Origin of the sequence: Glycomyces dulcitolivorans (genome assembly GCF_003265355.1) — a bacterium.
Taxonomy (GTDB): domain Bacteria; phylum Actinomycetota; class Actinomycetes; order Mycobacteriales; family Micromonosporaceae; genus Glycomyces; species Glycomyces dulcitolivorans.
In genome coordinates, this window is sequence record NZ_QFRW01000083.1 from 13,965 (window position 1) to 35,311 (window position 21,347).

The 21,347-nt window shown below is 63.5% G+C and carries 17 protein-coding genes and 3 pseudogenes; 10 read left to right on the plus strand and 10 right to left on the minus strand.

Annotated elements, in window-relative coordinates; genetic code table 11:
• Positions 1 to 18: 18 nt before the first annotated feature.
• The 5 genes and pseudogenes from DI269_RS08555 to DI269_RS29025 all read right to left on the minus strand — a co-directional run.
• Positions 19 to 792, minus strand: coding sequence for a hypothetical protein (locus tag DI269_RS08555; protein ID WP_112134751.1), 774 nt, complete (start codon positions 790 to 792; stop codon positions 19 to 21).
• 218 nt (positions 793 to 1,010) lie between these two features.
• Positions 1,011 to 2,198, minus strand: coding sequence for a hypothetical protein (locus DI269_RS08560; RefSeq protein WP_112134753.1), 1,188 nt, complete (start codon positions 2,196 to 2,198; stop codon positions 1,011 to 1,013).
• Positions 2,199 to 2,699: 501 nt separating this feature from the next.
• The gene (locus tag DI269_RS08565) at positions 2,700 to 3,299 is read right to left on the minus strand and encodes a toll/interleukin-1 receptor domain-containing protein (protein WP_112134755.1); all 600 of its coding nucleotides are present in this window, start codon (positions 3,297 to 3,299) and stop codon (positions 2,700 to 2,702) included.
• Positions 3,292 to 4,323 carry a hypothetical protein gene (locus DI269_RS08570; RefSeq protein ID WP_232822673.1) on the minus strand — a complete coding sequence of 344 codons (1,032 nt, stop codon included), beginning with the start codon at positions 4,321 to 4,323 and terminating at the stop codon, positions 3,292 to 3,294. The genes DI269_RS08565 and DI269_RS08570 overlap by 8 nt, the downstream gene beginning before the upstream one ends.
• Before the next feature lie 30 nt (positions 4,324 to 4,353).
• A pseudogene (locus DI269_RS29025) lies at positions 4,354 to 4,608 on the minus strand (helix-turn-helix domain-containing protein); the annotation flags it as partial.
• Positions 4,609 to 4,782: 174 nt separating this feature from the next.
• On the opposite strand from DI269_RS29025, the gene DI269_RS08575 reads away from it, so the two are divergent.
• The 5 genes from DI269_RS08575 to DI269_RS08595 are packed head-to-tail and all read left to right on the plus strand — an operon-like array spanning position 4,783 to position 10,814.
• The gene (locus tag DI269_RS08575) at positions 4,783 to 5,952 is read left to right on the plus strand and encodes a tetratricopeptide repeat protein (protein ID WP_157974843.1); all 1,170 of its coding nucleotides are present in this window, start codon (positions 4,783 to 4,785) and stop codon (positions 5,950 to 5,952) included.
• Positions 5,952 to 7,457 (plus strand): Hsp70 family protein, encoded by a 1,506-nt coding sequence (locus DI269_RS08580; RefSeq protein ID WP_112134761.1) that lies wholly within the window; start codon positions 5,952 to 5,954, stop codon positions 7,455 to 7,457. The genes DI269_RS08575 and DI269_RS08580 overlap by 1 nt, the downstream gene beginning before the upstream one ends.
• Positions 7,454 to 7,807: a nucleotide exchange factor GrpE gene (locus DI269_RS08585; protein WP_112134763.1), complete on the plus strand. Its 354-nt coding sequence runs from the start codon at positions 7,454 to 7,456 to the stop codon at positions 7,805 to 7,807. The genes DI269_RS08580 and DI269_RS08585 overlap by 4 nt, the downstream gene beginning before the upstream one ends.
• A complete protein-coding gene (locus DI269_RS08590; protein ID WP_112134764.1) occupies positions 7,804 to 8,052 on the plus strand; it encodes a hypothetical protein in 249 nt (82 codons plus the stop codon). The genes DI269_RS08585 and DI269_RS08590 overlap by 4 nt, the downstream gene beginning before the upstream one ends.
• The gene (locus tag DI269_RS08595; protein ID WP_112134766.1) at positions 8,049 to 10,814 is read left to right on the plus strand and encodes a tetratricopeptide repeat protein; all 2,766 of its coding nucleotides are present in this window, start codon (positions 8,049 to 8,051) and stop codon (positions 10,812 to 10,814) included. Before DI269_RS08590 ends, DI269_RS08595 begins: the two co-directional genes overlap by 4 nt.
• A 1-nt stretch (position 10,815) precedes the next feature.
• On the opposite strand, the gene DI269_RS08600 is transcribed toward DI269_RS08595, so the two are convergent.
• Positions 10,816 to 11,385, minus strand: a complete 570-nt coding sequence (locus DI269_RS08600) for a permease-like cell division protein FtsX (protein WP_157974845.1) — start codon at positions 11,383 to 11,385, stop codon at positions 10,816 to 10,818.
• Between the two features lie 197 nt (positions 11,386 to 11,582).
• On the opposite strand from DI269_RS08600, the gene DI269_RS08605 reads away from it, so the two are divergent.
• Positions 11,583 to 12,179, plus strand: coding sequence for a hypothetical protein (locus DI269_RS08605; protein ID WP_112134770.1), 597 nt, complete (start codon positions 11,583 to 11,585; stop codon positions 12,177 to 12,179).
• Positions 12,180 to 12,354: 175 nt separating this feature from the next.
• Here DI269_RS08605 and DI269_RS26920 read toward each other — a convergent pair whose 3' ends face one another.
• The gene (locus tag DI269_RS26920; protein WP_157974846.1) at positions 12,355 to 13,209 is read right to left on the minus strand and encodes a hypothetical protein; all 855 of its coding nucleotides are present in this window, start codon (positions 13,207 to 13,209) and stop codon (positions 12,355 to 12,357) included.
• Positions 13,210 to 13,413: 204 nt separating this feature from the next.
• On the opposite strand from DI269_RS26920, the gene DI269_RS08615 reads away from it, so the two are divergent.
• A complete protein-coding gene (locus DI269_RS08615; RefSeq protein WP_157974847.1) occupies positions 13,414 to 14,634 on the plus strand; it encodes a DUF4241 domain-containing protein in 1,221 nt (406 codons plus the stop codon).
• A gap of 248 nt (positions 14,635 to 14,882) precedes the next feature.
• Here the strand turns inward: DI269_RS08615 and DI269_RS08620 are convergent, their stop codons facing one another.
• The 3 genes and pseudogenes from DI269_RS08620 to DI269_RS08625 all read right to left on the minus strand — a co-directional run bounded on the left by DI269_RS08620 (position 14,883) and on the right by DI269_RS08625 (position 19,486).
• The gene (locus DI269_RS08620; protein WP_112134961.1) at positions 14,883 to 17,846 is read right to left on the minus strand and encodes a S1 family peptidase; all 2,964 of its coding nucleotides are present in this window, start codon (positions 17,844 to 17,846) and stop codon (positions 14,883 to 14,885) included.
• Positions 17,847 to 17,858: 12 nt separating this feature from the next.
• The gene (locus tag DI269_RS26925) at positions 17,859 to 18,173 is read right to left on the minus strand and encodes a trypco2 family protein (RefSeq protein WP_157974848.1); all 315 of its coding nucleotides are present in this window, start codon (positions 18,171 to 18,173) and stop codon (positions 17,859 to 17,861) included.
• Positions 18,174 to 18,616: 443 nt separating this feature from the next.
• Positions 18,617 to 19,486: pseudogene (locus DI269_RS08625) on the minus strand (IS5 family transposase).
• A 130-nt stretch (positions 19,487 to 19,616) separates the two neighbouring features.
• Here DI269_RS08625 and DI269_RS08630 point away from each other — a divergent pair.
• The 3 genes and pseudogenes from DI269_RS08630 to DI269_RS29030 all read left to right on the plus strand — a co-directional run bounded on the left by DI269_RS08630 (position 19,617) and on the right by DI269_RS29030 (position 21,339).
• The gene (locus DI269_RS08630) at positions 19,617 to 19,901 is read left to right on the plus strand and encodes a hypothetical protein (protein WP_157974849.1); all 285 of its coding nucleotides are present in this window, start codon (positions 19,617 to 19,619) and stop codon (positions 19,899 to 19,901) included.
• A 232-nt stretch (positions 19,902 to 20,133) separates the two neighbouring features.
• A pseudogene (locus DI269_RS28125) lies at positions 20,134 to 20,268 on the plus strand (transposase family protein); the annotation flags it as partial.
• A gap of 249 nt (positions 20,269 to 20,517) precedes the next feature.
• On the plus strand, positions 20,518 to 21,339 hold the full coding sequence (locus DI269_RS29030; protein ID WP_408612281.1) for a DUF4231 domain-containing protein: 822 nt from the start codon (positions 20,518 to 20,520) through the stop codon (positions 21,337 to 21,339).
• Positions 21,340 to 21,347: the final 8 nt, after the last annotated feature.

A 21,347-nucleotide genomic window follows, 5' to 3' on the forward strand; every position in this document is an offset into this window, starting at 1 on the left:
ATTGGGTCGACGTGGTCATCATTCCTCCCAGCACAGCGGTGCGGAGTCCTCGACTGCGGGATCGGAGGGCACGCAGACCGAGATGAGCTCGGGCACGGCCTCGCCGGCGGCCGCCGCATCGGCGGCGGACTGGATCGCGGTCTCGAAGGCCGGGGCGCCCCCGTTGACGTGGTCGACGGCGGTCCAGGGCCCCTCTTCCTGCCAGTGGCCCGGGATGGAGACCGCCGAGCCCGATCCGATCAGGACCCGGCCGGCCTCGTGGATGTAGGCGTAGGTCTCGGTCGCGAGGACGTCCGGGGGCGGCGCAGTGAGGTAGAAGTAGCCGGACTGGCCGACCTCGGTCCACGGCATGCCCTCGCGGGTGTAGCCGATGCCGTTCTCCCAGTAGCCCTCCACCACGACGACGGTCTCGGGCGCCCCGATGCCGTAGCGGTCGTAGACGACCTTGTCGACGTCCACGACGACTTCGCGGTCGGTCACCGCGGCCTCGGACCCGTCGTCGTACACGACCTCGGCCCCGGGACGGATCTCGACGGCGGTCCCCTTGACCACCAGGGCGGAGCTGGCGGTCATGACGGCGAGGTCGTCGAAGGCGCGCACGTCGGCCGCGTGGTAGACCCCTTCGGGCACATCGGGGTACGGGTCGTCGACTGCGTCGGGCCACAGCGCCCAACTGGTGACCCCGGCCGCAGCCAGCGCGACGGCGCCGGCCGCGACGAGGGCGACGAGTCGGCGGCTCGGGCCGCGGCGGGAGGGTACGGGGTCCGGTGGGGCGTCGTCGTGCTCGGTCATGGCGCTGGAGACCTTCCAGTAGGGGCGGAGGGGATCCCGGAACGAGTCCGATGAGGACCAGTCAAGCAGCGCTGTCGTTCAGTTGCGAGGCGAAAGAACGGCGGGACACCGGCAGGTCGGCTCCTTCGGTGCCGTGCCCACCGAGTCCGCCGGTCGTGGCCGGTGCGATCACGGCCCTCAGGCGAACGCCGCGCCTCCCCGGCGAAGCCGTCCGGAGGTCACTGGAAGACGTTCATGAGGGTCACGATCGAGGTCACCGCGGCAATAGCGCCGGCGATCGCGGCGATGACGCGTCCACTGAGGTCGGTCATGTCGCGCAGGCGGCGCTGGAGGCGGTATTCCGTGGCCTCGACCAGTTCGGAGCGGACCTCGCCGCGTTCGTCGAGGACCTCTGCGGCCCGCGCCAGGGCCGCGAGCGCGGCGGGGTCCCACGGGGAGACGAGCACGGCGCCGGCCCGCAGTCCGACCTCGCGGACCTGCGGCGGAGGCGAGGCGGCGAACGCGTGGCCGTTGAAGTCGGCCTTCTCGATGATGTCCGCGGCCGCGATGAGCGCCATGGACGCCATGCGGGGGCCTTTGGTGTCCACGTCGGCGAACCAGTCCTTCCGCAGGTAGCGGACGGCCGCCGCTCGCAGGTACCGCGGGAGCGAGGCCCGGTAGGCGGTGACGAGCCGGTAGTCGCGCTGCGCGTCGGTCAGGCGCGCCCCGTACAGGTACTCGATGCGCCGCAGCGCCTCTCCCGCCGGGATCTGGAGGCGTCCGAACACGTACGAGGCGACGCCGACGATCACGGCCCCGGCCATGAGCATCGCGTAGCCGATGCCGTCGGGTTCGGCGCGCGTGTAGGAGACGAGCGCGGGGCCGGAGGCGTAGACGAGGCAGGTCGCGATGGTCGCGGTGAATCCGACCGTCCGCGTGAAGAAGCCGCGGCGGCTGATCAGCCCCGCCGCCCGGATCTGGTCTTCCGGGTCGGCCGCGGCGGCATGCCCGCCGATGGACTCCAATGTGGGCAGCACCAGCGCGCCGCGCCGGATCTTGGCCTCGGACCGCTTGCCTCGCAGCATCATCACCCAGATCAGCATCCCGGCGCCGATCGCGATCGCCGACGTCGCGTAGAACCACCGCCACGTCGGCCCCTCCAGCGTGTACTCCACGGTGACCGCCTCCACCAGCGCGAACGGCAGCACCGCGATCAACAGGGTCGCGACCGCGACGACCACCCGCAGCACCCACACCGCGAGCAGCCGCCCCGCGGACGGCCGCTGCGTCGGCGCCGCCCCTGCGGGGAACATCGCCGAGGTCAGGTGCAGAATGCCGATCTCGGCGACCCGGTCTGCGTAGGCGAGGAGCAGGACGACGTACAGCTGGATGACCACACCCAGCCCGATGAGGGGTACTTCGGCCACAGAGGGGTCCTTTCGCCAGAGTCGGCGCGGGGCAACGGATGTGACAGGTCCGCGCGCATGAAGACGGAATGGGCAGGCCCTCGAATGATAATGGCCCCGAACCAAAGCCGGGGTGCACAACAACCCCTCGCGCACCCCGGATCCCGCAGTATCCTGGCGAGCGGAGTCGACCGCCCCGGACGACCACGACGTCGGAGCGCGGCAACGGCCGGCCGAGGCGCTCGATTTCCGGTTGGCTACCAGTGTTTCCCGTGCGTGGGGCAGACCAGTCCGCCGTTGCACTTCGAGCAGTTGATCTTCCCGAAGATGCCGTTTCCGCCTCCCTGCCCTTTGCAGGACTGGCAATCGTGCAGCTGTCGATGGCACTTGTTGCACTTCATGACGATGCCTTTCTCGTTCGATGGACGCCGAATGCGCGTCCAGGGTCGTCGGATCACTCCTGAGGGAGTCGAATTCGCGGGGCGGTCGACTCGCCTCAAGATCGTTCTCGTCCGGACTCTTCTAGTTCTGCCCGGCCTGGGGCGGCCAGTTCGTCTTGTTGTCGCCGAACATCGGGGCCATGACGATTCCGCCGTTCGAGGGGCTGTTGTGCTGCACCACTGCTCCCTCCGATGCGGAGGGATTCTTGCGCAATCCCGGAACCAGACGGTCCAGCTTTCCGGCGATCGCCTCGAAACTGCTGCTCGTGTCTCTGGAGTACCAGCGCACGTACTGGTTCCGGGCGAGCAGCGCGATGTCGGCGGGCAACTGGTGCTCCTGGAGCGGACGGGCCTCGTCCAGGAGTACCGGGATCACCCGTCTGCCTGCGTCGAGGGCGGCGCGGATCTCCCTGCGGACCCAGTCGTCGGGGTCCGCCAGCCGCGGCCGGCCCTGAGCGTCCTCGATCTCGAGCCAGCGCGAGCCGATCAGGGAGAGCGTGACCTCGCTGTCGGCGGGGGCGGTGCTGAGCGCTTTGACGTAGTCGCCTCCGGGAGGAATGGTCTCGCTCGAACGGAATATCTGGTGGGGCTCGTAGCGGTCAACGAGCGCGTCGTACAGGTGGGCTGCGGCCTGCTGGCCGTCGCCGTTGCGGAAGTTGACGAAGACTTTGAGGTCATTCATTCGAGGTCGTTCCGATCATGTTGGTCTGGTAGTGGATGGCGGAGGCGAGGTCGGGGAGCAGTTCGCGTACCCGCGAGTGCTCGCGCCGTCGGATCAGCTGCCGGCTGAGCTCGCGCAGGTCGGCGAGGATCGTGGCCGACACGACGTCGGTGATGCGCGGCAGCAGCTCGGCGATGACCTCGCAGGCGCGGTCGAGTTCGCCGCACACGACGTACTGGAGGGCGCAGCGGGTGGCGTACCGGCCGTACGACCGGGCGGCGAAGTGCGGCAGGTGCGGCAGCTCCTCGGCGAGGATCCTGGCTCCGTCGGCCGGCCTGCCGAGGTGGTACAGCGACCAGCCCTCGGCGATCCTCACCGGATCGTCGAGGGTGTAGGGGCCGTACAGCGCGTCGGTCGGATCGTTCCCGTTGGTCTCCAGGAGTTCACGCGCTCGGGTCATCGCCTCGCGGAAGCGTTCGTAGTCGCGGTTGAGGGCGTGTCCCTGGGCTTCCCTCATGGCGGCGAACCCGAGAATGCGGGAGGGGGTGTGCGGATCGGCCTGGGCTTTGAGTGCCAGCGAGACGGTGCCCGGGCCGTCGCCGAGGTACAGCCGGATGAGTGCTTGGCGAACCAGTGCGTGGCTGTGCATGTCAGTACTGCCGCAGTCCTTGCCGAGACGGACGGCGCGTGCGGTCCAGGCGAGGGCTTCGGCGTCGTTGCCGGCCTCCTGTTTCATCCAGCCGAAGTACTCGGCGTAGCGGGCGGTGACCCCGAGCAGGCGAATTCGACCGGACCCCGGGGTGTTCCCCAGCAGTGCCCGAAGCGACCGGAGCGAGCCTTCGAGGATCGGGAAGATCGCGCCGGGGCTGGTGGTCTGTCCGAGCTTTCGGATCTGGACGAGGCTGTGCTCGAAGGCGAGGGCGATGGCATCGCCGTTGACGGCCGTGGACCCGGCCAGGTCGGGCGGGAGGTCGACACTCCCGATGGCGTCGTCGGCGCCTGCGTCGCTGGGCGCGTCCCATGAGTAGTCGAGGTCGTCGCCCATCTCGGCGAAGTCGAGCAGTGCCGCGATCGCCCCGCCCGCTCGGAGTGCCGTGTCGATAAGCGAGGCGAGTTGTGGGGAAGGAGTTCGCTTGCCGGTCTCGATTTTGCTCAGATGCCCCCTGGAATAGTGAATTTTCGCGGCGAGCTGCGCGAGAGACAGGTGGTTGTCGAGGCGGCGTCTTCGAACGGCGGCACCGAACTCGTGCGATGGGTGATCCAATTGGGGGTCCTTCTCGGGTCCGTCGAAATGCTTCGCGAGTGATCGACAAGGGGTCGCTCCGAGCAATTATCAGTCTCCGTGGCGGGCGTTGCCATCGTCAATAGAAATGGCAACAGGCAACACGAAAGAATGAGGCGCCATTGCCGGACTATGCGCCGGTTTGCCTTTATTGCGACTGCGGTAATTCATGCGATGCTGTTTCGGATACATCGATTCCCCTCGCATGGAGGAAACACTCCCATGGAAGATCTGTACCTCGCGGTCGGCGTGAGCCGAACCGCGTCGAAAAGCGACATCGAAACCGCCATCAAGCAGAAGTTCCGCATCTGGAACAAGCGCGTCAACAGCTCGGACCTCAGCCGCCGACAGGAGGCCGAGACGCGCCTGGCGCGGCTGGAGGAGGCCCGGCGGATCCTGCTCGACAAGGCCAAGCGCGCCGAGTACGACCGGGTTCTGGCCGCATCACCCCCCGCTGCCGCGCCGGCGCCGACCGGAGCCGAGGGAGGCAACTGGCTCGAACGTGCCACGACATACTTGGGGCGCAACGACTACCACTCGGCCGCGTACGCCGCACGGGAGGCGCGAAAAGAGGTCGGGGACATCGGCGAGGTCTGGGCGACGCTGGCCCGGGCCAACTACGGGCTCAACCGGCTCGACGAGGCGCTCTACGAGGCCAAGGAGGCGGCCCGGCTGGAGCAGGACCGGTCCGAGCGGCACTTCCTGGTCGCCGACGTCCTGGAGTCGATGGGCAACTGGTCGGAGGCGATCGGGATCTACGAGCAGGTGCGGGTGATGCCCGGTGCGGCGGACGAAGCCGACATGGGCATCGCCAACGCCTACATCAGCACCGACCGGTTCCAGGAGGCGATCAAACTCCTCGACCGCCTCCGCGAGTCGGCGAGCGGCGGGTTCAAGGCGGTGGTCGGCCGCTACCTCGCGATCGCGCTGATCTTCCGCGTCGAGCAGATCCCGAAGGTCCGGACGGTCACCGGGTACCTGATCACCACCGCCGAGGAGATGGCCGCGATGCGGCCCCTGCTCGCCAGGGTCCCGAACGTCACCGAGGACGCCGAACTGCTCGCGGAGGTCCGGAGGAAGCAGAAGTACCTCGCCAGCTGCGATGTCGAGACGTACTGGCCGGACTTCCCCGTCGGCGAGGTGCTCAAGGCGAGCGTCGTCGGCCTGGCCCTCGCGATCACGTCGTTCGCCTGCGCCGGAACCGTGAGCGCGGGCTGGGCGCTGTTCGGGATCCTGGTGGTCGGCATCTCGATCGGCTACATCGTGTGGGTCATCGGCGACCGCCGCAAATTCCAGTGGGAGGTGAACGCCGAGGTCGCCAAGCTGCACAAGTACGGTGTGCTGGATCCGTCGGTCACCGGCATCGTCAGCACCGGGAGCGGAGTCTACTGATGCGGATCGGCATCGACCTGGGGACGACGTACTCGGCGGTGGCGGCCGTGCGCGGCGGCACCGCCGAGATCGTCGACTGCCAGGACGGGCGTCTGACGCCCTCCGCGGTGTTCTTCGACGACGGCCGACCGGTGGTCGGCATGTCCGCCAAAAACATGGCGGCGGTGAGTCCGGAAGACTATGTGGATCTCGTCAAGCGCCGCATGGGGATGCCCGGACCGGTCCACATCGACGAGAAGGGCCGAGAATACCGACCCGAGGAGATGTCGGCGATCATCCTGGCGCACCTGGCCTCCCAGGCGGGCCTGTCGCTCGGCGGCGAAGTGCGCGAAGCGGTCATCACCGTTCCCGCGTACTTCGGCGACGCGGCGCGGAAGGCCACCAGGGACGCCGCCGAGATCGCCGGACTGCGGCCGCTGCGCATCCTCAACGAGCCCACCGCGGCCGGAATCGCCTACGGACTCCTGCGGAGCGAGTCCGGGACGTTCATGGTCTACGACCTCGGCGGCGGCACCTTCGACGTCACGGTCATGCGCGTCGGCGGCGACGACCTGGAGGTGATCGCGACCGACGGGAACCGCGCACTCGGCGGATTCGACTTCGACAACATCCTGATCACCTACGCGGCCTTGGAGATCCTCGCAACCGGCGGCCCCGAGCTGCGGGACGGAGGCCAGGGCGAGGCGCGGCTGCGCGCCGCCTGCGAGGACGCCAAGCGGCGGCTGTCGCAGCTGGACCGGGCGATGATCCGCGTGGCCGGGCCCGACCGGCTGCATCAGGTTCCCGTCACGCGGCGGCGGTTCGAGGAGATCACTGCAGGGCTCCTGGCCCGCACCGAGGACATCTCGGAGAGCGTCCTGGCGCAGTCGAACCTCGGCTGGACCGACATCGACAAGGTGCTGCTGGTGGGCGGGTCGAGCCGGATGCCGATGGTCGCCGACATGCTCCAGCGGCTCACGGGGAGGCGACCGTCGATGGACATCAATCCCGACGAGGCGGTGGCGCTCGGAGCGGCACTGCTGGCCGACCAGATCGAGCCGGAAGACAGGCCCGTGGTCGTCGGCCCGGGCGCCGGCGGGTTCCGGGACGTCACCTCGCACGGCATGGGCATCGCCGCTCTCGACGACCGCGGCGTCAGAAGCAACACCGTGGTCATCCCCCGCAACACGCCGATTCCCTGCAAGCGCCTGCGGGACTTCTACACCACCAGGGCGAACCAGGCCGAGGTGTGCTTCGAACTGACCGAGGGCGACTCGGAGGACATCGACGAGGTCGAGGTGACCGTGCTCGACATGATCGCGCTGCCACCGGACCTGCCCGAGCAGGCGCCACTGCGGGTCGGCATGGGCTTCGACGCCGACGCCACCATGTACATAGGACTGTTCGACGTCACGAACGAGCGGTTCCTCGGCGAGTACCAGCTCAGCCGGCCGGAGAACATGACCCGCGAGGCCAAAGAGGCGAGCCGTCGGACCCTGCTGGAGCTGGAGGCCGGGCGCGAATGAGCGAGCAGCGGATCAGCAGCGGCCTCGTCCTCGGAATCGCCGCGATCATCGACCGGCTCGACGCCTATGCCGGATCCGACCCCGCGTCAGCGGGATCGGTGCGGGACGACCTGCTGGAGCTCCTGGCGCTCAACGGCGTCCACCCCGTGGAGTGCCGAGGCGCAGTCGACTCCTCATTGCACCGGGTGGTCCGAGTGGTGGAGCAGCCGGAAGCGGCGCCCGGCGCGGTGGTCGCCGTGTGGGCCCGAGGCTACGCGAGCGGCGAGACGGTCATCCGCCATGCCCAGGTCGTCGTCAATCGGCCCCGCAAGGGAGAAGGGGACGGGCCATGGTTCTCCCAGACCCGGTGAGCGAGACGGCCGCCGTCGAGTTCGCCAAGCACGCGGCCGCCTGGGTGTGGCGGGCGCTGAAACGATGCCTCGCCTGGATCTTCCGGCGCGGGCGCACCGAGCAGCCCGCTCCCTCCGCTCCTGCCGCGCCCGCCATCTCGATCGAACAGCACAACCGCGCCAGTCGCGACGGCCAGGTGATCGCGCCGATCATCGGCGACGTCAACCTCGGCAACGAACCAAAAGGAAAGGAGCCGATGCCGTGACCTTCATCCCGTCGATCAACCAGTACAACAGCGCCGGACGCATCATCGCGCCGGTCTTCGGCAACGTGTCCCTGTACGACGGTGAACCTCCGTACTGGGTCGAAGAGGTCGACGCCCGGGTCCGGACCGACCCGCAGGCACTGCGCAGACAGCCCAGCCGCCTGCTCCACGCACAGCACCGCTTCATCGAGTTCACCGGCCGATCCGATGAGGTCCGCCTGCTGCGGCAATGGCGGGACTCCCCGATCCCAGTGCGGGTCATGCTCGTCCACGCACCGGGCGGCCACGGGAAGACCCGCTTGGCACTGGAGTTCACCGAGGACTCCGCGCGCGCCGGCTGGCGCACCTGGCACGCGCGCCACGCCCACGACCCGGCCGAACGCGGAACGGCCGTCTACGCGGTCGGAGCCTCAGGCGGACGCCACCTGGTCGTGGCGGACTATGCCGACCGCTGGAGCCATCGGGCACTGCACGCGCTCTGCGCCTCGGCCGCATCCGATCCGGGCGAGGGCGTCCGCCTCCTGCTCGTGTCCCGCACCTTGCGGGGCTGGTGGGCGCTGCGCGGCGAGCTCGACGAGCTCGAAGTGGACTACACGGACCTGCACCTCCAGCCGATCGAGGCCCCCGGCGGGCGAGGTGCACTGTTCGAGGCGGCGAAATCGCAGTTCGCCGAGTTGTTCGAAGTGCCGCTGGAGCGGACCGGCCTGACACCGCGGTCCATCGACACCGAGCAGTACGCCTCGGTCCTGGCCGTCCACATGGCCGCGCTCGCCGCGGTTCCCACAGAGGGCGAGCTCGATCGCCCGCCGGAGGAGATCGACGAGGTCGCGGCGTTCCTGCTCGCACGGGAGATTCGCAACTGGGAGCGGCTGCGCGTCGCGGGGCGCGACTTCCTGAGCGGCTACCGCGCCTTGACGCAGGCGGTGTTCACCGCGGTCCTCACCGGGCCGCACGCGGACTACCGGGATGCGCGCGGCGCGCTGGGCCGGACCGGGATCGGGGACAATCTCGACCAGCTCCTCGACGATCACCGCGCCCTGTATCCGCCCGCCGACGGCCGGTACAGCCTCGAACCACTCTACCCCGACCGACTCGCCGAGGACTTCCTGGGGCTGCTCACCCCGGGCCACGGCGTGTCGTTCCAAACGAATCCATGGGCGGCGATTGCCCCCACCGACCTGCTGCGGCGGCGGACGGGAGAGGAGCCGTTCGCGTACACCTCCCAGGCGCTGATCTTCCTCACCGCCGCCTCGTCCCGCTGGCCGCACCTGGCCCAGACGCTCACCAGAGTCCTCCAGACCGACCCTGCGCTCGCCGTGCTCGGCGGCGGTGCCGCACTCCACGCGATCGCCGCCGTACCGGGCCTCGACGTCGAAACACTCGAACAGGTCGCCGAGCACCTGCCGTCCAAAATCAGCCTCGACCTCGCCCCGGGAGCGGAGGCGATCATCTCCGCGATCACCGACCGCCACCTGTCCAAGCCCGAGAGCTCCCCGACCGATCGCGCCTACCTTCTCTGGGAGGTCGCCCAGCGGCGTCTCCGAATCGGCGACTTCCAGGGCTCCGACGAGGCCGTCTCTGCGGCGATCGCCTACCTGCGACTCCTCGCCGATGAATACCCGCAACGACACATCGCATCGCTGAGCTCCGCGCTCGCCCTGTACGCCCAGACTCTCGGTTCGCGGCTCCAATTCGACCAGGCGGTCACCACCATCAACGAAGCCGAACAGCTCAGCCGCCGGTACCAGGAGCCGTTGGGCATGCTCGACCCGTCCCACCTCGTCCAGATCCTCTCGATCAAATCGGCGGTCTTGCAAGGCGCCGGCCGCATCGACGATGCCCGAGCCGCAGCCGAGGAGGTCGACGCAATGCTCGTCACTCTGCCGGGAGGGGAACAGGTGCACGTTGCGACGATGGCGAGCTCCGCCGTGACCCGCGCGCTCGCCCTGCGCGCACAAGGCCGACTGGAGGAGGCGCTCACCGAGATTCGAGAGGCGTGCGCCCGGTTCGAACGCGAGCGGTCCGAGGACGATGAGGACAGCCTGGTCTCCCTCACCAAGATGCTGTTCAACTACGGCTCCATCGCAGGTGAGGCCGGACACTACGAGGAGGCCCACGAGCCGCTGACCCGGGTGGTCGAGCTGTGCGAAATGCTCGAACCACGCAGTCCTGGCGTATTCGCCTCCATCAGGCGAAGCGCCGAACTGAACCTCAAACACATCTCGGACGCACTCGCAAAGCCGGGCACGAAGGGCACGCTCGGAACCGAGGGAACCTTCACCTTCAACATCCCGGGCGAACTGCTCCAACGCTCGTTCGACAAGGCGGCCGACACCGGCGGTCCCGATTCGACCGACCCGATCGAGGCGTTCGACCTGATCGAGAAGGCCGACGAAGCCACAAGCGAAGGCCGGTTGTCCGAGGCGCAGCCGCTGCTGGAACGGGCCGTCGGCATCACTGAACGTCTCTACCTCGTCGATCAGTCGAAGGACGTCGAGAGTCTCCTCGCCCTTGCGTCGATCAAAATCGCGGTCCTGCACCACGATCGCGGCGAATGGCGCGCAGCCGTACCGAATGCCAGCCGCGCGGTCGAGCTCCTGCGCAAGCTTCACCGACTGGACCGCGAGCACCTCAGCGAATTCTGCGTCTCCCTCTTCCTCCTGTCCGAATGCCTCGACCACACCGGCCGCACCCACGAAGCCCGCGTCATCCGCGCCGAACTCAACTCGACCAAACCCTTCGACATGGAATGGCCCTTCTAGCTCAGAGTTCGTAACCGAAGCTGCTGCATACCTGCTGCGCCTCGTAGAGGAGCGACTCGGTGTCGCCCTCGGCAGGACCGATGCCCTCGTCCTCGAACTCGATGCAGGCCGGCACCCAGTACCGGTAGAGCTCCATGAGGTCGCTGATCTCGTAGACGCCCTCGGCGTCCTGGAACTCTTCGACGATCTCCACGGACCTGTCGGCATCGGTCAGTGTGATTCGGAAGGCTGCCGGGAGCTGATCGGCCTCTACGGAATCCACGAGGTCCGGGGAGTCTTCGAAGGTGTCCTGGAATCGCTCCAAGGCTTCCGCCTGGGACTCGAACTCGACCTCCTCGATCAGCGGATGCTCTTGGAGCGCCGATTCGAGCTGCTCCAGGACGTCGTCCTCGATGTCGCGATCGAGATAGATGATCACATGGTCGTCGCCGTGGAACTCGGGAGTCGTGGCCTCGTCTCCGCGAAGGAGAACGTATGCGAGCGTCCCGGCCGCCGCCACTCCCGCGCAGAGGGCGGCAATCGCGAGTTTTCGGCCGCGGGACCATTTCGCCTTGACAGGGATTGTGGACATGACCGCAGGTTACCGAGAAACTGCAAGTCCGAGGGTCCATCAACGGTCCGACCGGGCGACCGCGGCAGACCGCTTGTGGATATCCGAGAAAAAACGGGGGCATCGCGCCCCGATCGCAGGGATCCGTTGTAGGAGCGGTACAACTGAGGCGCGATTTCCGTGGTGAGGCCCTTGCGCACGGTTGCGACACTGGCCCCATGAACACGACTTCGCAGACCACCGCCGCAAAGGGCATCGTGCCCGCCGTCCTCTGGGGACTCGCCCCGTTCGCATGGTTCTTCCTTCTCGTGGGCTGGCTCGACCTGGACGGGGAGCTGTCCGGCCCGGTCCAGACCGCGCTCGGCATCGCGCTCCTGTCCCTGCCCGCCCCCTGGTTGCTCTGGGCCTCATGGCGAATGCCGCGCCCACGCGTCAAGACCTACCTCGCCGAAGGAGGCGCCCTGGCCGCGATGCTGCTCTCGCTCTTCGTCACCGCCGTGTACTTCCTGGGCGCCGCCAATCCGAACGAGACGGCGTCACCCGGCTTCACCGCGGCGTACGCCGCCACCGCGGCGGTCCTCATCGCGGCCGCCTGGCCCCTGCCCAGCCGCCGCCTCGCCTACGGCCTGCCCGCCCTGGGCTGCGCGGCCTTCGCGATCAGCGTCCAGGTACCGCAATTGCGGACCGGCGAACACCTGGAATCGGCGATCGCCACCACGGACGAGGTGCTCCTGTACCTCCTCGTGGGGACGATCGCCCTGGGCGCGCTCCTCCAGATCGCCTCGTGGCTGCGCGGAAGGCTCCGTACCGCCTAACCGAACCAGAGGACACAAAAAAGGCTCTGTTACCAGGGCCTTCTTATCTGTGCACCTAGCGATGCCCTACCTAAACCCATCACCCCAGGTCACCGCCCTACTTGCTCAACTGAGCACCGTGTACGCCGACCCGGCCTGAAAATGCTCGGAACTTCGTCCGGTTCCAAGGCGACCGCTAGCTGCTGCCCAACAACTTCGACAAGCGCTCGGAGATCCGCCCGTCTCGTCGATCCGCGGGTGCGAACTCGATCCAGCGGCGAAGTACGGCGATCTCTTCATCGCGTTCGCCCAGCTTGCGGTGCACGATGGCTGCCTGTTCCGTATACCAAGGAGCTGACTCCCTCCCGTCGGCACCGCGTTCCGCGGCCTCGATGGCCCCGTAGCAGAGCACCAGTGCTTCGCGGAGTTTCCCCTCACGCTTCAACTGCTTGATGGGTTCGACGAGCTCCAGATAATGGACCCCGTTCACCATCCCGGCTCGAAGCTCTCGCTCGCGAGAGCCGCCCTCGAAGAGGCCCTTCCGGACCATTTCAGAACGTGCTCGATGCTCCGCAGCCCGCTTCTCCTCCGTTGTCAACGGCGGAGGGTTGGCAGCGCTGTACTCCCACTGAGGCGGCCCTTCACCCAGCCAGACCCATGCCTCGCCCCGAATCCCATGACCCTGCACGACGCTGAACAACTGCAAGGGAACCGGCCAGGCCTCGCCCGCGCGAAGGGGGAGGGATTTGGCAAGGTACCCAGGCAGGTACCCGACCCGCTCCCCCTCGACCCAAACCGCGACCGCCAGCGGATCTACTGGGTTGTCAGGCTCCCGAACCAACTTCGAGCCAACCTCAAGCAGAGCTCGTTGAGCGGTTCCATGACGTTTGACCAGTGCTTCTACCGCCAATGCCGCAACCGTCGTGGTCCCTGAAATCTTCACCAGCGGACTGGATTCAATCGCAATGGTGTACTCGACATAAGGGGAATGGCCGGTCTCCCTCGACTGTCGGCGATCTCTCCTACTGAAGATTCGATCCGCAAGACCCATGCAAGTGAGTCTGACATCTTGCCACGCGTCGCAACAGATCCACAAACCATCACCAAAGTCAGAATCAGAGACAAACGGCACTGCACCAAAGGCTTCATTCTCTGCAAGCCCAGCAGCCGGAATCCTCCAAGCACCAGTATGAGATCGAACCTCGACCAGACGCCCACAGGAGGGGTGTCGGGCCTCTTCAATAACATCCCACACATGAGCAACACTTGGACAGCGATGTACTGCGAAGGCTGGGACGGCGAGAAAGCAAGGCCGATCGGTCTCCTCAGCCGAGAGGAAGCACGAAGCAGAAACGAGATGGGCCATCCCTACTCAGTGCTGATCGTTGACGACGACCGCCCGCGATTCATCCTCGACATCGCCTGGCGGCAGAATTACCTGGCCCGATGGACGTTCGACGACCATGGACGGCGCAGCACCCGTGCCGTTTACGTCCGGATGGATGGCGGCTCGCTCTTCGAGCGGAAGCTCACCGAATGGCAGTACGACGACGGTGAACCAGATGGGACGCCAACTGTCCCTCGCAGGACCTTCAAGCGGCAGTTCAATGGTCGCACCCAGATCTACCACCGCTCCCGAGGAGGTGGAGGCGGACACACGTCAAAGCACGAGCCGTTCGAGCAATTCGTCCGCCCCGCTGTGTCCTTCGAACGCTGGGGTGTCCTGCTGGAAGGCGCAGACTCGCTGGCCCTCACCGTCGGCACACCCATCCAGCGCCTTCCCTTCGATGAGCGCGCGAAACGACCCTGGGACCCCCCAATGTCGTTCCAAGCTCCCTACCTCGACCAACTGCTGGTCGAGGATGCCAGCGTCGTCCACGAAGATTCCGGCTCACGCATGCGTGTCCGACATGAATACCTGGGTCTTCTCGGCCTTCCCACAGGGAAACTGGTCGCGTGCGATCCGACTTGGCTCAAGAGACTCGAACCCTTCACGGTATCCGTCGAGCCTGGCGAGTACCCGGTCCTGGAGATCCAGATCCACAGCGAATCGAACGACTCTTGGGCCGGCGCCGGATACCTGCTCAGGATCTCCGACCAGCCGACCTTGACATGGGAGATGGCCCTCCGCCCAGGGCAGGACATGAGCCTCCTCGAAGAAGGGCAATTCTACGGATTCGGAGTCGATGCTGGCCTAGGTTGTCTCATGGACGACTCCGCCCAGGAGCCACTCATCGCACACATCGACGGTGACCTCCACCGCCTCATCGACGAGATGCCGCTCCGCGAAGAGTTCGCGATCCCCAGAACTGACCACAACCTCTACGCCTACAACTGCTACTACGGCGATGGCTCCTACCCGACCTGGATCGGCCGAGACGACACCGGAGCCGTCACCTGCTTCCTCAGCGACATGCTCCTCATCGACAACGGCAGACCCCAAGACGACGAAGACACCTTCGAGCAGGACTGGTAACAAGAACACCGAACCCGGCAGGGTAACCTGCCGGGTTCGGATAACAAATTCTGTGCACCTAGCGATGCCCTACCTAAACCCATCACCCCAGGTCAGGGCGTTGCTGAGTGGGCTCGGGTCGATGGCCTTATGAACTCAAGCAGTGTTCAGCCCTCAGACCTGATCTCCCGAAAGCTTCTGGAACTTCTCACGTACATTTTGCCCGCGTATGGACCTGGCGGGACACGCCTCCGCAGGACGGAGCTCATTCACTCGGTGACTGCAGTGGGGAAATAGTAAGTCTCGATCAGCTCCGCCAAGTCCCAGATCCCTCGAATCGGCTCAACGTGGAACGACTCTTTCAACTTCTCCAGCTGCTCCTGAATCCCCTTAGCATCCTTATGCTCCTCGAATGATCGACACAAGACTGAAATCAATCTGTCCATTGCCTGGTGAAGAGAATCGGCATATTCTAGAGGATTCAAGACTCTCTTACGCACATACGGACGTACCGCCCCCAGCACGGGACCATCCAACCCTCGACTCCAAATCGTGGAGTCAATACGGCGGGCCAATTGCCTTAGTTGATATGACAGTGGCATCAGAGCACGAAGTCGACCCGAATTAACAACATCAGTGTATTCAACGATTGCATCTATCGTCGGAGTAACAGCCATAGCCTTGTACGAACTCTTCCCCAGCAGGTAGGAGTAATGAGACAGAGCTTCAGCGTATTCCGAGCGGAAAGCCCTGTTGATTTCAACCACTTCTTTGTATGTCCTCACCGCATACAAACCAGGGCTGAATGGAGAAATTGTCTTGTGGTCCACGGCAACGAGACGCTTGCTGAACATTAGGTAGCCTCGAGCCAACGCCGGGAGAAATCGCTCAGGGTTGTCTGGCCAATGGGCCTCAAGAATCTCGACGCATCTCCTGGAAGATTCAATCATGCCGCTGACATCGCGGATAAGAAAGCGCCAGTGGGATAGGCGCGCATGAGCCTCTGAGAGCTGCCTCGAGAACAGCGTGGGGGAAGCCGCATACTGACCCTCCCAATGTTGGACGGCGAGCCGTGAGAGCACCTCGGCCAAAGCCAAAGTCGTAGAGTCGAATTCGCCCGGATCAATTCGCTCCAGAAGCTCTGCCGCCGCAGTTGTGATTCGTGGACTACGGAGGGTTTCCGGGATTCTCAACGCGGATACCGTTTGTCGAACTGCTCCGACGTGCTGTCCACCTGCCGATCCTCGGAGCAAAACACCCACAAGGTTACCCAGTCCCTGTTCGAGTAGTTCAATTAGGGTACGACTTCGGAGCGGCGCTTCGACGATTGCAGCTAGGGACGCGGCAAGGTTTCTTTCGAGATCATCCTTCACTTCAGGATAGTCGTCTGCGGCAAGCATGAGTGTCAGCAGTAGACGCGCGTGATAAGAAGGGAAGGCATTTACCAGGCGACTTCCCACAAGCCTTCGGATGATCTCAGGCCGCCGTGGAGTGGTCGCCAGTAGTCGGGCGGCGATCAGGTCTGGTTCAATGGGTGCCACGTGCGGCTCGGCCGGGCTGTTCGGTTGGACTGATTCGTGGGACCCGGGATAGAGGTCCGCGAGAGCGTTGGCGGTTGCGACAAGAGTCTTGCTGGTTACTGATCTGAACACTTCGGTCGTCTGAAGCAGTTCGGGAAGGTGCTGCTTTGCTGGGGCAGTGAGGGTGGTAACACAGAGAGCCTCCATCCCCTCTTGTCGGTCCTCGAATACCGGTCTTCCAGCTTCCGTTCGGTAATTTAGCCAACGCTTGCTCTCGCGGCGAATCAGCCTATCCAAAAGCTGATTCATTGAACCAGTTTGGTTGATCTCGCTAAGATCATCCCCGCACGCTGCCAGCAGTGCCTTGATATGAACGGTCAATGGGCGATCATATGTCTGCCACTCGAAATCAAGATAAGGCGCATGTTTTTCCGAAACGCCGAGCGCAGAGCAGAACGCCTTGTACGACGCTTCTGCATGACGGTACCGTTCTTCGAATTCGAAGTCGGTTAGATTGAGGGACTGATGACTAATCCTGAGAGCTTGATCATCTTCAGCACGATCGCAGAGCCTTTGAAGCCAGCTTCCGTCGTGACGGGCGAGAAGCAGAAACCGTACTGGCGCCTGAAGCTTGTTTCCGAATTGAAGCTTCTGAATTCGAGCAAGGTATTCACCGATAGCCTCAGGTTCTCGCTCAGGGTAGTCGCAAATAGCAAAGAGGGGCTGTCGAGGAACTGCCGCGATCGGAAGCTTCTCGTAATCGATGAATCCAGCACGCCAATTCGATCGCTCCTTTAGAAGCTGATCGCAGATCTCGGTTGCAAGCCTTGACTTGCCCGTGCCGGCGGGGCCGGTCAAGACGCTGACTTGAACGTCGGGTTCAAGAATCGAAACTTTCGTCCAGCCAAGCAAATCGTGAATGATTCGCGTTCTATGCTGATCTGCTACGAATGGGACGACACGATTCCTAAAGTGTAGAGCCTCGAAGAGTGAACGTCGGCGGATATCCAAAAGGCGGGGGTTCACCTTGTCGGGATCGAGCAGGCTGTCGTTGGTAAATACTTCAGCGATTACCAGTTCCGCAACATCAACTGCCTTCGTACCTATCGCAGCGTCTCTGATAACCGAGATGGGAATTGCATCCAATACCCCGTACCAGCCTACCGAGCGCGTCGGCACGATTCCAAGTATTTTACCTTCCGGGTCAATCACCGCGGAACCCGAGATCCCTTTCCATCCGTCTTCTTGACGGGGAAGTGGAGACGTAATTTGCAGCGATAGATCTCCCGTTTCTCCGCCCGAGATCGGCTGAAGTCGGGCCTCTACATGGGTTGCAGGTACTCCACCATCTCGAGCGTTTGCACGAGGGAACCCGACGATAGAGCATTGCTCAAGAGGTTGGTCTCCCCTGAATACGGCCCCGATGGCTTTTTGCATCATTTCAATGCCAGGTGTTATGCGAATTGCCACGACGTCAATAGGCGAGTTTCCACCGCTAAGCGAGATGACTTTAGCAACCGACCGCTTCGAGCCATCCAGCAGCGCCACAATCAATCGTGATTCTTCATAGGGTTTGACAACATGCTCGGCAGTGAGCACCAACGTCTCGGATATCAAATAACCACTGCCGATCAGATTCTCATTGTCATCCTTATTTCGGATCTTGATCTTTACCGCACGAGAACCCACAGCATCGGAGAGATTTGCTGTCATATCACAAGGATTCTAAATTGTGTCTCGAATTGGCTCCGTAGAAACCTCGAAACTTACGCGAGCGGTTTCATTTTTCACGAGCTCCGGCTCAATTTTCAATGATATGTGGTGAGAATTGGTTGAAGACACTCTCCCCGATGCCTCGGCTTTCAGAACCCGCCATGCAGTAGCCCCGGCCTTGACTTCAACATCTCCTACAAACTCAACCGCAAGGTCTAGTTGAATCTCTTTGATTACCAATCGAAGCTCAGGATCAGATGTGAGATGTGCATCACGAAGTTCATTTCTAAGGCTTGACAGGGCTTCGCCCAGAGAGGGATTTGACATGGACTCACTTTACCGCAGTGAACGGTGGCGTCGCACCTCCCCGCATAGTCATCTGAGTAAATTAGAGACTACTGATGCTTAAGAGTTACAAGTAATCTACTCGTAAGATTCCCCAAATTGTCCGACTAGAATCTATCTAAAACGTCGAATTTAGGCGCATATAGGTATAACTATTGATAAGACCACCGCCACCGACCGGGTGAAATCCGCTCCAACCACCATGTGTCGATCGGTCCGAAAAAGTGCTATGAGGATCGGGGGGCTCGTCCCTGTCGGCTCGCCGTACGGAAAGTTGGAGCAAGCTGAACCACGGTGCTGATGAGTAGGCGACGGTTTTCCACCCTCGACCAACCTGATTCGGTTCTCCAAGGAGAAGCTTCGAGGTCGGCCTCTGACCACCGGACCGGAGCTCTCCAGCCCACAGTTGGCGGATTAGGTCGTGTTTACGAAGTCGGTTTCCAGTCGAGGATGGTCGCGATCTGGATGGTGGCCTCGTATCGGACAGCCAGCTTGTCGAACCTGGTCGAGACGGCGCGGTATCGCTTGAGGCGGCCGATGGTCCGCTCGACGGTGTTGCGCTGTTTGCAGACCTCGGTATCGAAGGCCGGGGGCCGTACGCCGAGGCGGCCCTTGGCCTTGCGGTTGCGCCGCTGGTCCTTCCGGTCCGGAATCACTGCCTGGATCCCGCGCTTGAGCAGGTAGGTGCGGTTCGCCCGGCTCGGATAGCCCTTGTCGGCCAGGACGGTGACCGGCCGGGTGCGGGGCCGGCCGGCTCCGGACCGAGGCACGCTGATCACATCGAGCACCGGCCCGAGCTGGGGCGAGTCGGCCCGCTGACCGGCGGTGAGCTTGAGCGCCATGATGGTCTGGGTGGTGTCGGCGGCGAGGTGGATCTTGGTGGTCCAGCCGCCACGTGAGCGTCCGAGGGCATGGTCTACGGGTTCGCCGGGGACCGGGCGGCGCCGCGCTCCGGCCGCGGCCTGGTGGGCGCGGATGGTCGTGGAGTCGACGCTGACGGTCCAGGTCAGACGGGCCTGCCGGTCAAGGAACGCCAGGATCGGCTTCACCATCAGTGCCCAGGTGCCCAGCAGTTGTCAGGTGGCGAAGGGCCGGTAGACCGTCGGCCAGGGCCCGTATGCCTCGGGGATGTCGCGCCAGGGCGATCCGACGCGGACCCGCCAGGCGACACCGTTGACCAGTTGGCGCCTCGACCTGGTGATCGGCCGGGCGGTCGTTGCCGGAGCGGGGATCCACCTGCGCAGGCGTTCCCACTGCTTATCGGTCAGATCCCCGCGCCCTGATAGGCTCGACACAGAAGCCTCCTGTTGAAATCCGTTGCAGCACAACAGATTCAAGAAGAGGCTTCCTCAGTTCGTAAACACGACCTAAGCCTGTCCCGATTCTCTGCTGTCATGGAGGAGCCCGAAGGTAGCCTGATCGGGCGTGGGCAGACGAGGCATGGCGGAGATAATCGCACTGAGGTTTGACCATGATGAGCGGGAGTTCTTCGCTCGTGTGCTTGAAGAGAGCGGTGGTCCGGCTCAGGTCACCGACCCGTTGGCGGTGTTCGTCGGCTTCGCAGATGCGAACGACATGGTCAAGCGCTGCCACGACATAGCAGCCCGAGTGGACCTGGAAGAGTATATCGCCGAGGTCGGCCTCAAACGGAACCAGCTGGCTTGCGAGATCCTGTTCAGCAGCGACATCTACGGTTCGGGCTTCGACTGAGAAGCGACCACGGGTCTCAGCTGTGGTGACGCCATCGCCCTGCTACGGCATGTCCAGGTCAAGATGCTGAACCTGCGTCACTGAGCCTTGCGTTGTGAGACCGGTCTACTTGATTCCGTTGGGATGCTGGACTTTACGATTTCGCGGTAGATGTGGTGAAGGCGCGTGAGGGGTCCCGGCTCGAGCCGTTCTCGTGGCTGCGATCGCGCTAGCTGGCGAAAGCCCCGATCCTCTTCGGCCAGGTCGTCTTTGGAGCCTGCAACTGGCCGACCAGGTGCTGCTGGTCGCGACCTACTGGTCTACCAACCTGACCTTGCACCGGATCGCCCCACTGTTCGGGATCTCGAAGTCGGCCGGCGGTGAGGTGCAGCAAGGATGCTGGACACGGATCTCGAAACGGTTGAGGTTCAGGCGGCGCGTGCGTAGCGCTCGGCCCGGGCCTCAGCGGGCGCCCAGAAACGCTGGCTGTGGGCTTCCTTTGCGGGGCGTTCAAATCGTAGATTCCGGCCCGCTGAACCATACAGACCACCTTGTGTCAGGTAACAGACAGGCGATGGAGCGCGAGTTAGAGAGTATTAAGGACGAGACTCTAGCCGCTCAATCAAAACGAGGTCGCATGCCCGGCGCAGAATCTGATACGACACTGCAACATGACATTGACGAAGTCGACGAGCAAGTTCGAGATGCTCAGCGCGACATTGAAGTAAACAAGTGGTGGATAAGGTTTTCACTAACCACTTCTCTAATTTCTTCCATCCTAATTGCCGGAATATTCATATACTCCTTGTATGCCGACCTTATCGAAGAAAAGATCTGGCAACTAGCAGCATCCATTGGCGCCGCAGCGGTGTTTCTGGCAATATGGATCAGCTATTTGATGGTGCTCATTCGACGCCTAAAACGAGAACGTGAACTATACAGGAAAATATTCCGCTGCAGGGCGTCACGAAAGATACTGATTTCAAGAATGACGCAGTCGGGAGATCTCGTCATATTGCGAAATTATCATTCTTCAATTCTATCAGACATCGAAGAATATCGATCCAAAGCCGGAAAATTTCGTAGGATTCACAACTTCTATCAAACTCTTGTAATCATCGGATCAATTATCACTACCAGCGTCACAAGTGCGGCCGGCCAATTTGAAGTATTGCGCGCAGTGGCGCCTATTATCGCCCTCACGGTTGGAATCTCTGCGGGGATGTCCGGGTATTTCAAACACAAAGAGCGCAGTATGAACTCACAACAAGCGGCCGATGATATAGAGCATGAGCACACTGCAGTCGAACTTGGAATCTACGAATATAAGAGAAAATCTGATGACGATCTCATCCCCTCATATGCACGGTTCGCAGAGAAAGTCGAGCGGATCAAGGATGAGCAGCGCAAACGCGAACAGCAGCTTGAGCAGCCGCCCGACAAAAATCAACAGTCATAGAAAGACCT

Bases quoted from the DNA above. Each gene is read 5' to 3' on its own strand.
- DI269_RS08555 (WP_112134751.1), bottom strand. From the start codon at position 792: ATGACCGAGCACGACGACGCCCCACCGGACCCCGTACCCTCCCGCCGC.
- DI269_RS08565 (WP_112134755.1), bottom strand. From the start codon at position 3,299: ATGAATGACCTCAAAGTCTTCGTCAACTTCCGCAACGGCGACGGCCAG.
- DI269_RS08570 (WP_232822673.1), bottom strand. From the start codon at position 4,323: ATGGGCGACGACCTCGACTACTCATGGGACGCGCCCAGCGACGCAGGC.
- DI269_RS08575 (WP_157974843.1), top strand. From the start codon at position 4,783: ATGGAAGATCTGTACCTCGCGGTCGGCGTGAGCCGAACCGCGTCGAAA.
- DI269_RS08580 (WP_112134761.1), top strand. From the start codon at position 5,952: ATGCGGATCGGCATCGACCTGGGGACGACGTACTCGGCGGTGGCGGCC.
- DI269_RS08585 (WP_112134763.1), top strand. From the start codon at position 7,454: ATGAGCGAGCAGCGGATCAGCAGCGGCCTCGTCCTCGGAATCGCCGCG.
- DI269_RS08600 (WP_157974845.1), bottom strand. From the start codon at position 11,385: ATGTCCACAATCCCTGTCAAGGCGAAATGGTCCCGCGGCCGAAAACTC.
- DI269_RS08605 (WP_112134770.1), top strand. From the start codon at position 11,583: ATGAACACGACTTCGCAGACCACCGCCGCAAAGGGCATCGTGCCCGCC.
- DI269_RS26920 (WP_157974846.1), bottom strand. From the start codon at position 13,209: ATGGGTCTTGCGGATCGAATCTTCAGTAGGAGAGATCGCCGACAGTCG.
- DI269_RS08615 (WP_157974847.1), top strand. From the start codon at position 13,414: ATGAGCAACACTTGGACAGCGATGTACTGCGAAGGCTGGGACGGCGAG.
- DI269_RS08620 (WP_112134961.1), bottom strand. From the start codon at position 17,846: ATGACAGCAAATCTCTCCGATGCTGTGGGTTCTCGTGCGGTAAAGATC.
- DI269_RS26925 (WP_157974848.1), bottom strand. From the start codon at position 18,173: ATGTCAAATCCCTCTCTGGGCGAAGCCCTGTCAAGCCTTAGAAATGAA.
- DI269_RS29030 (WP_408612281.1), top strand. From the start codon at position 20,518: ATGCCCGGCGCAGAATCTGATACGACACTGCAACATGACATTGACGAA.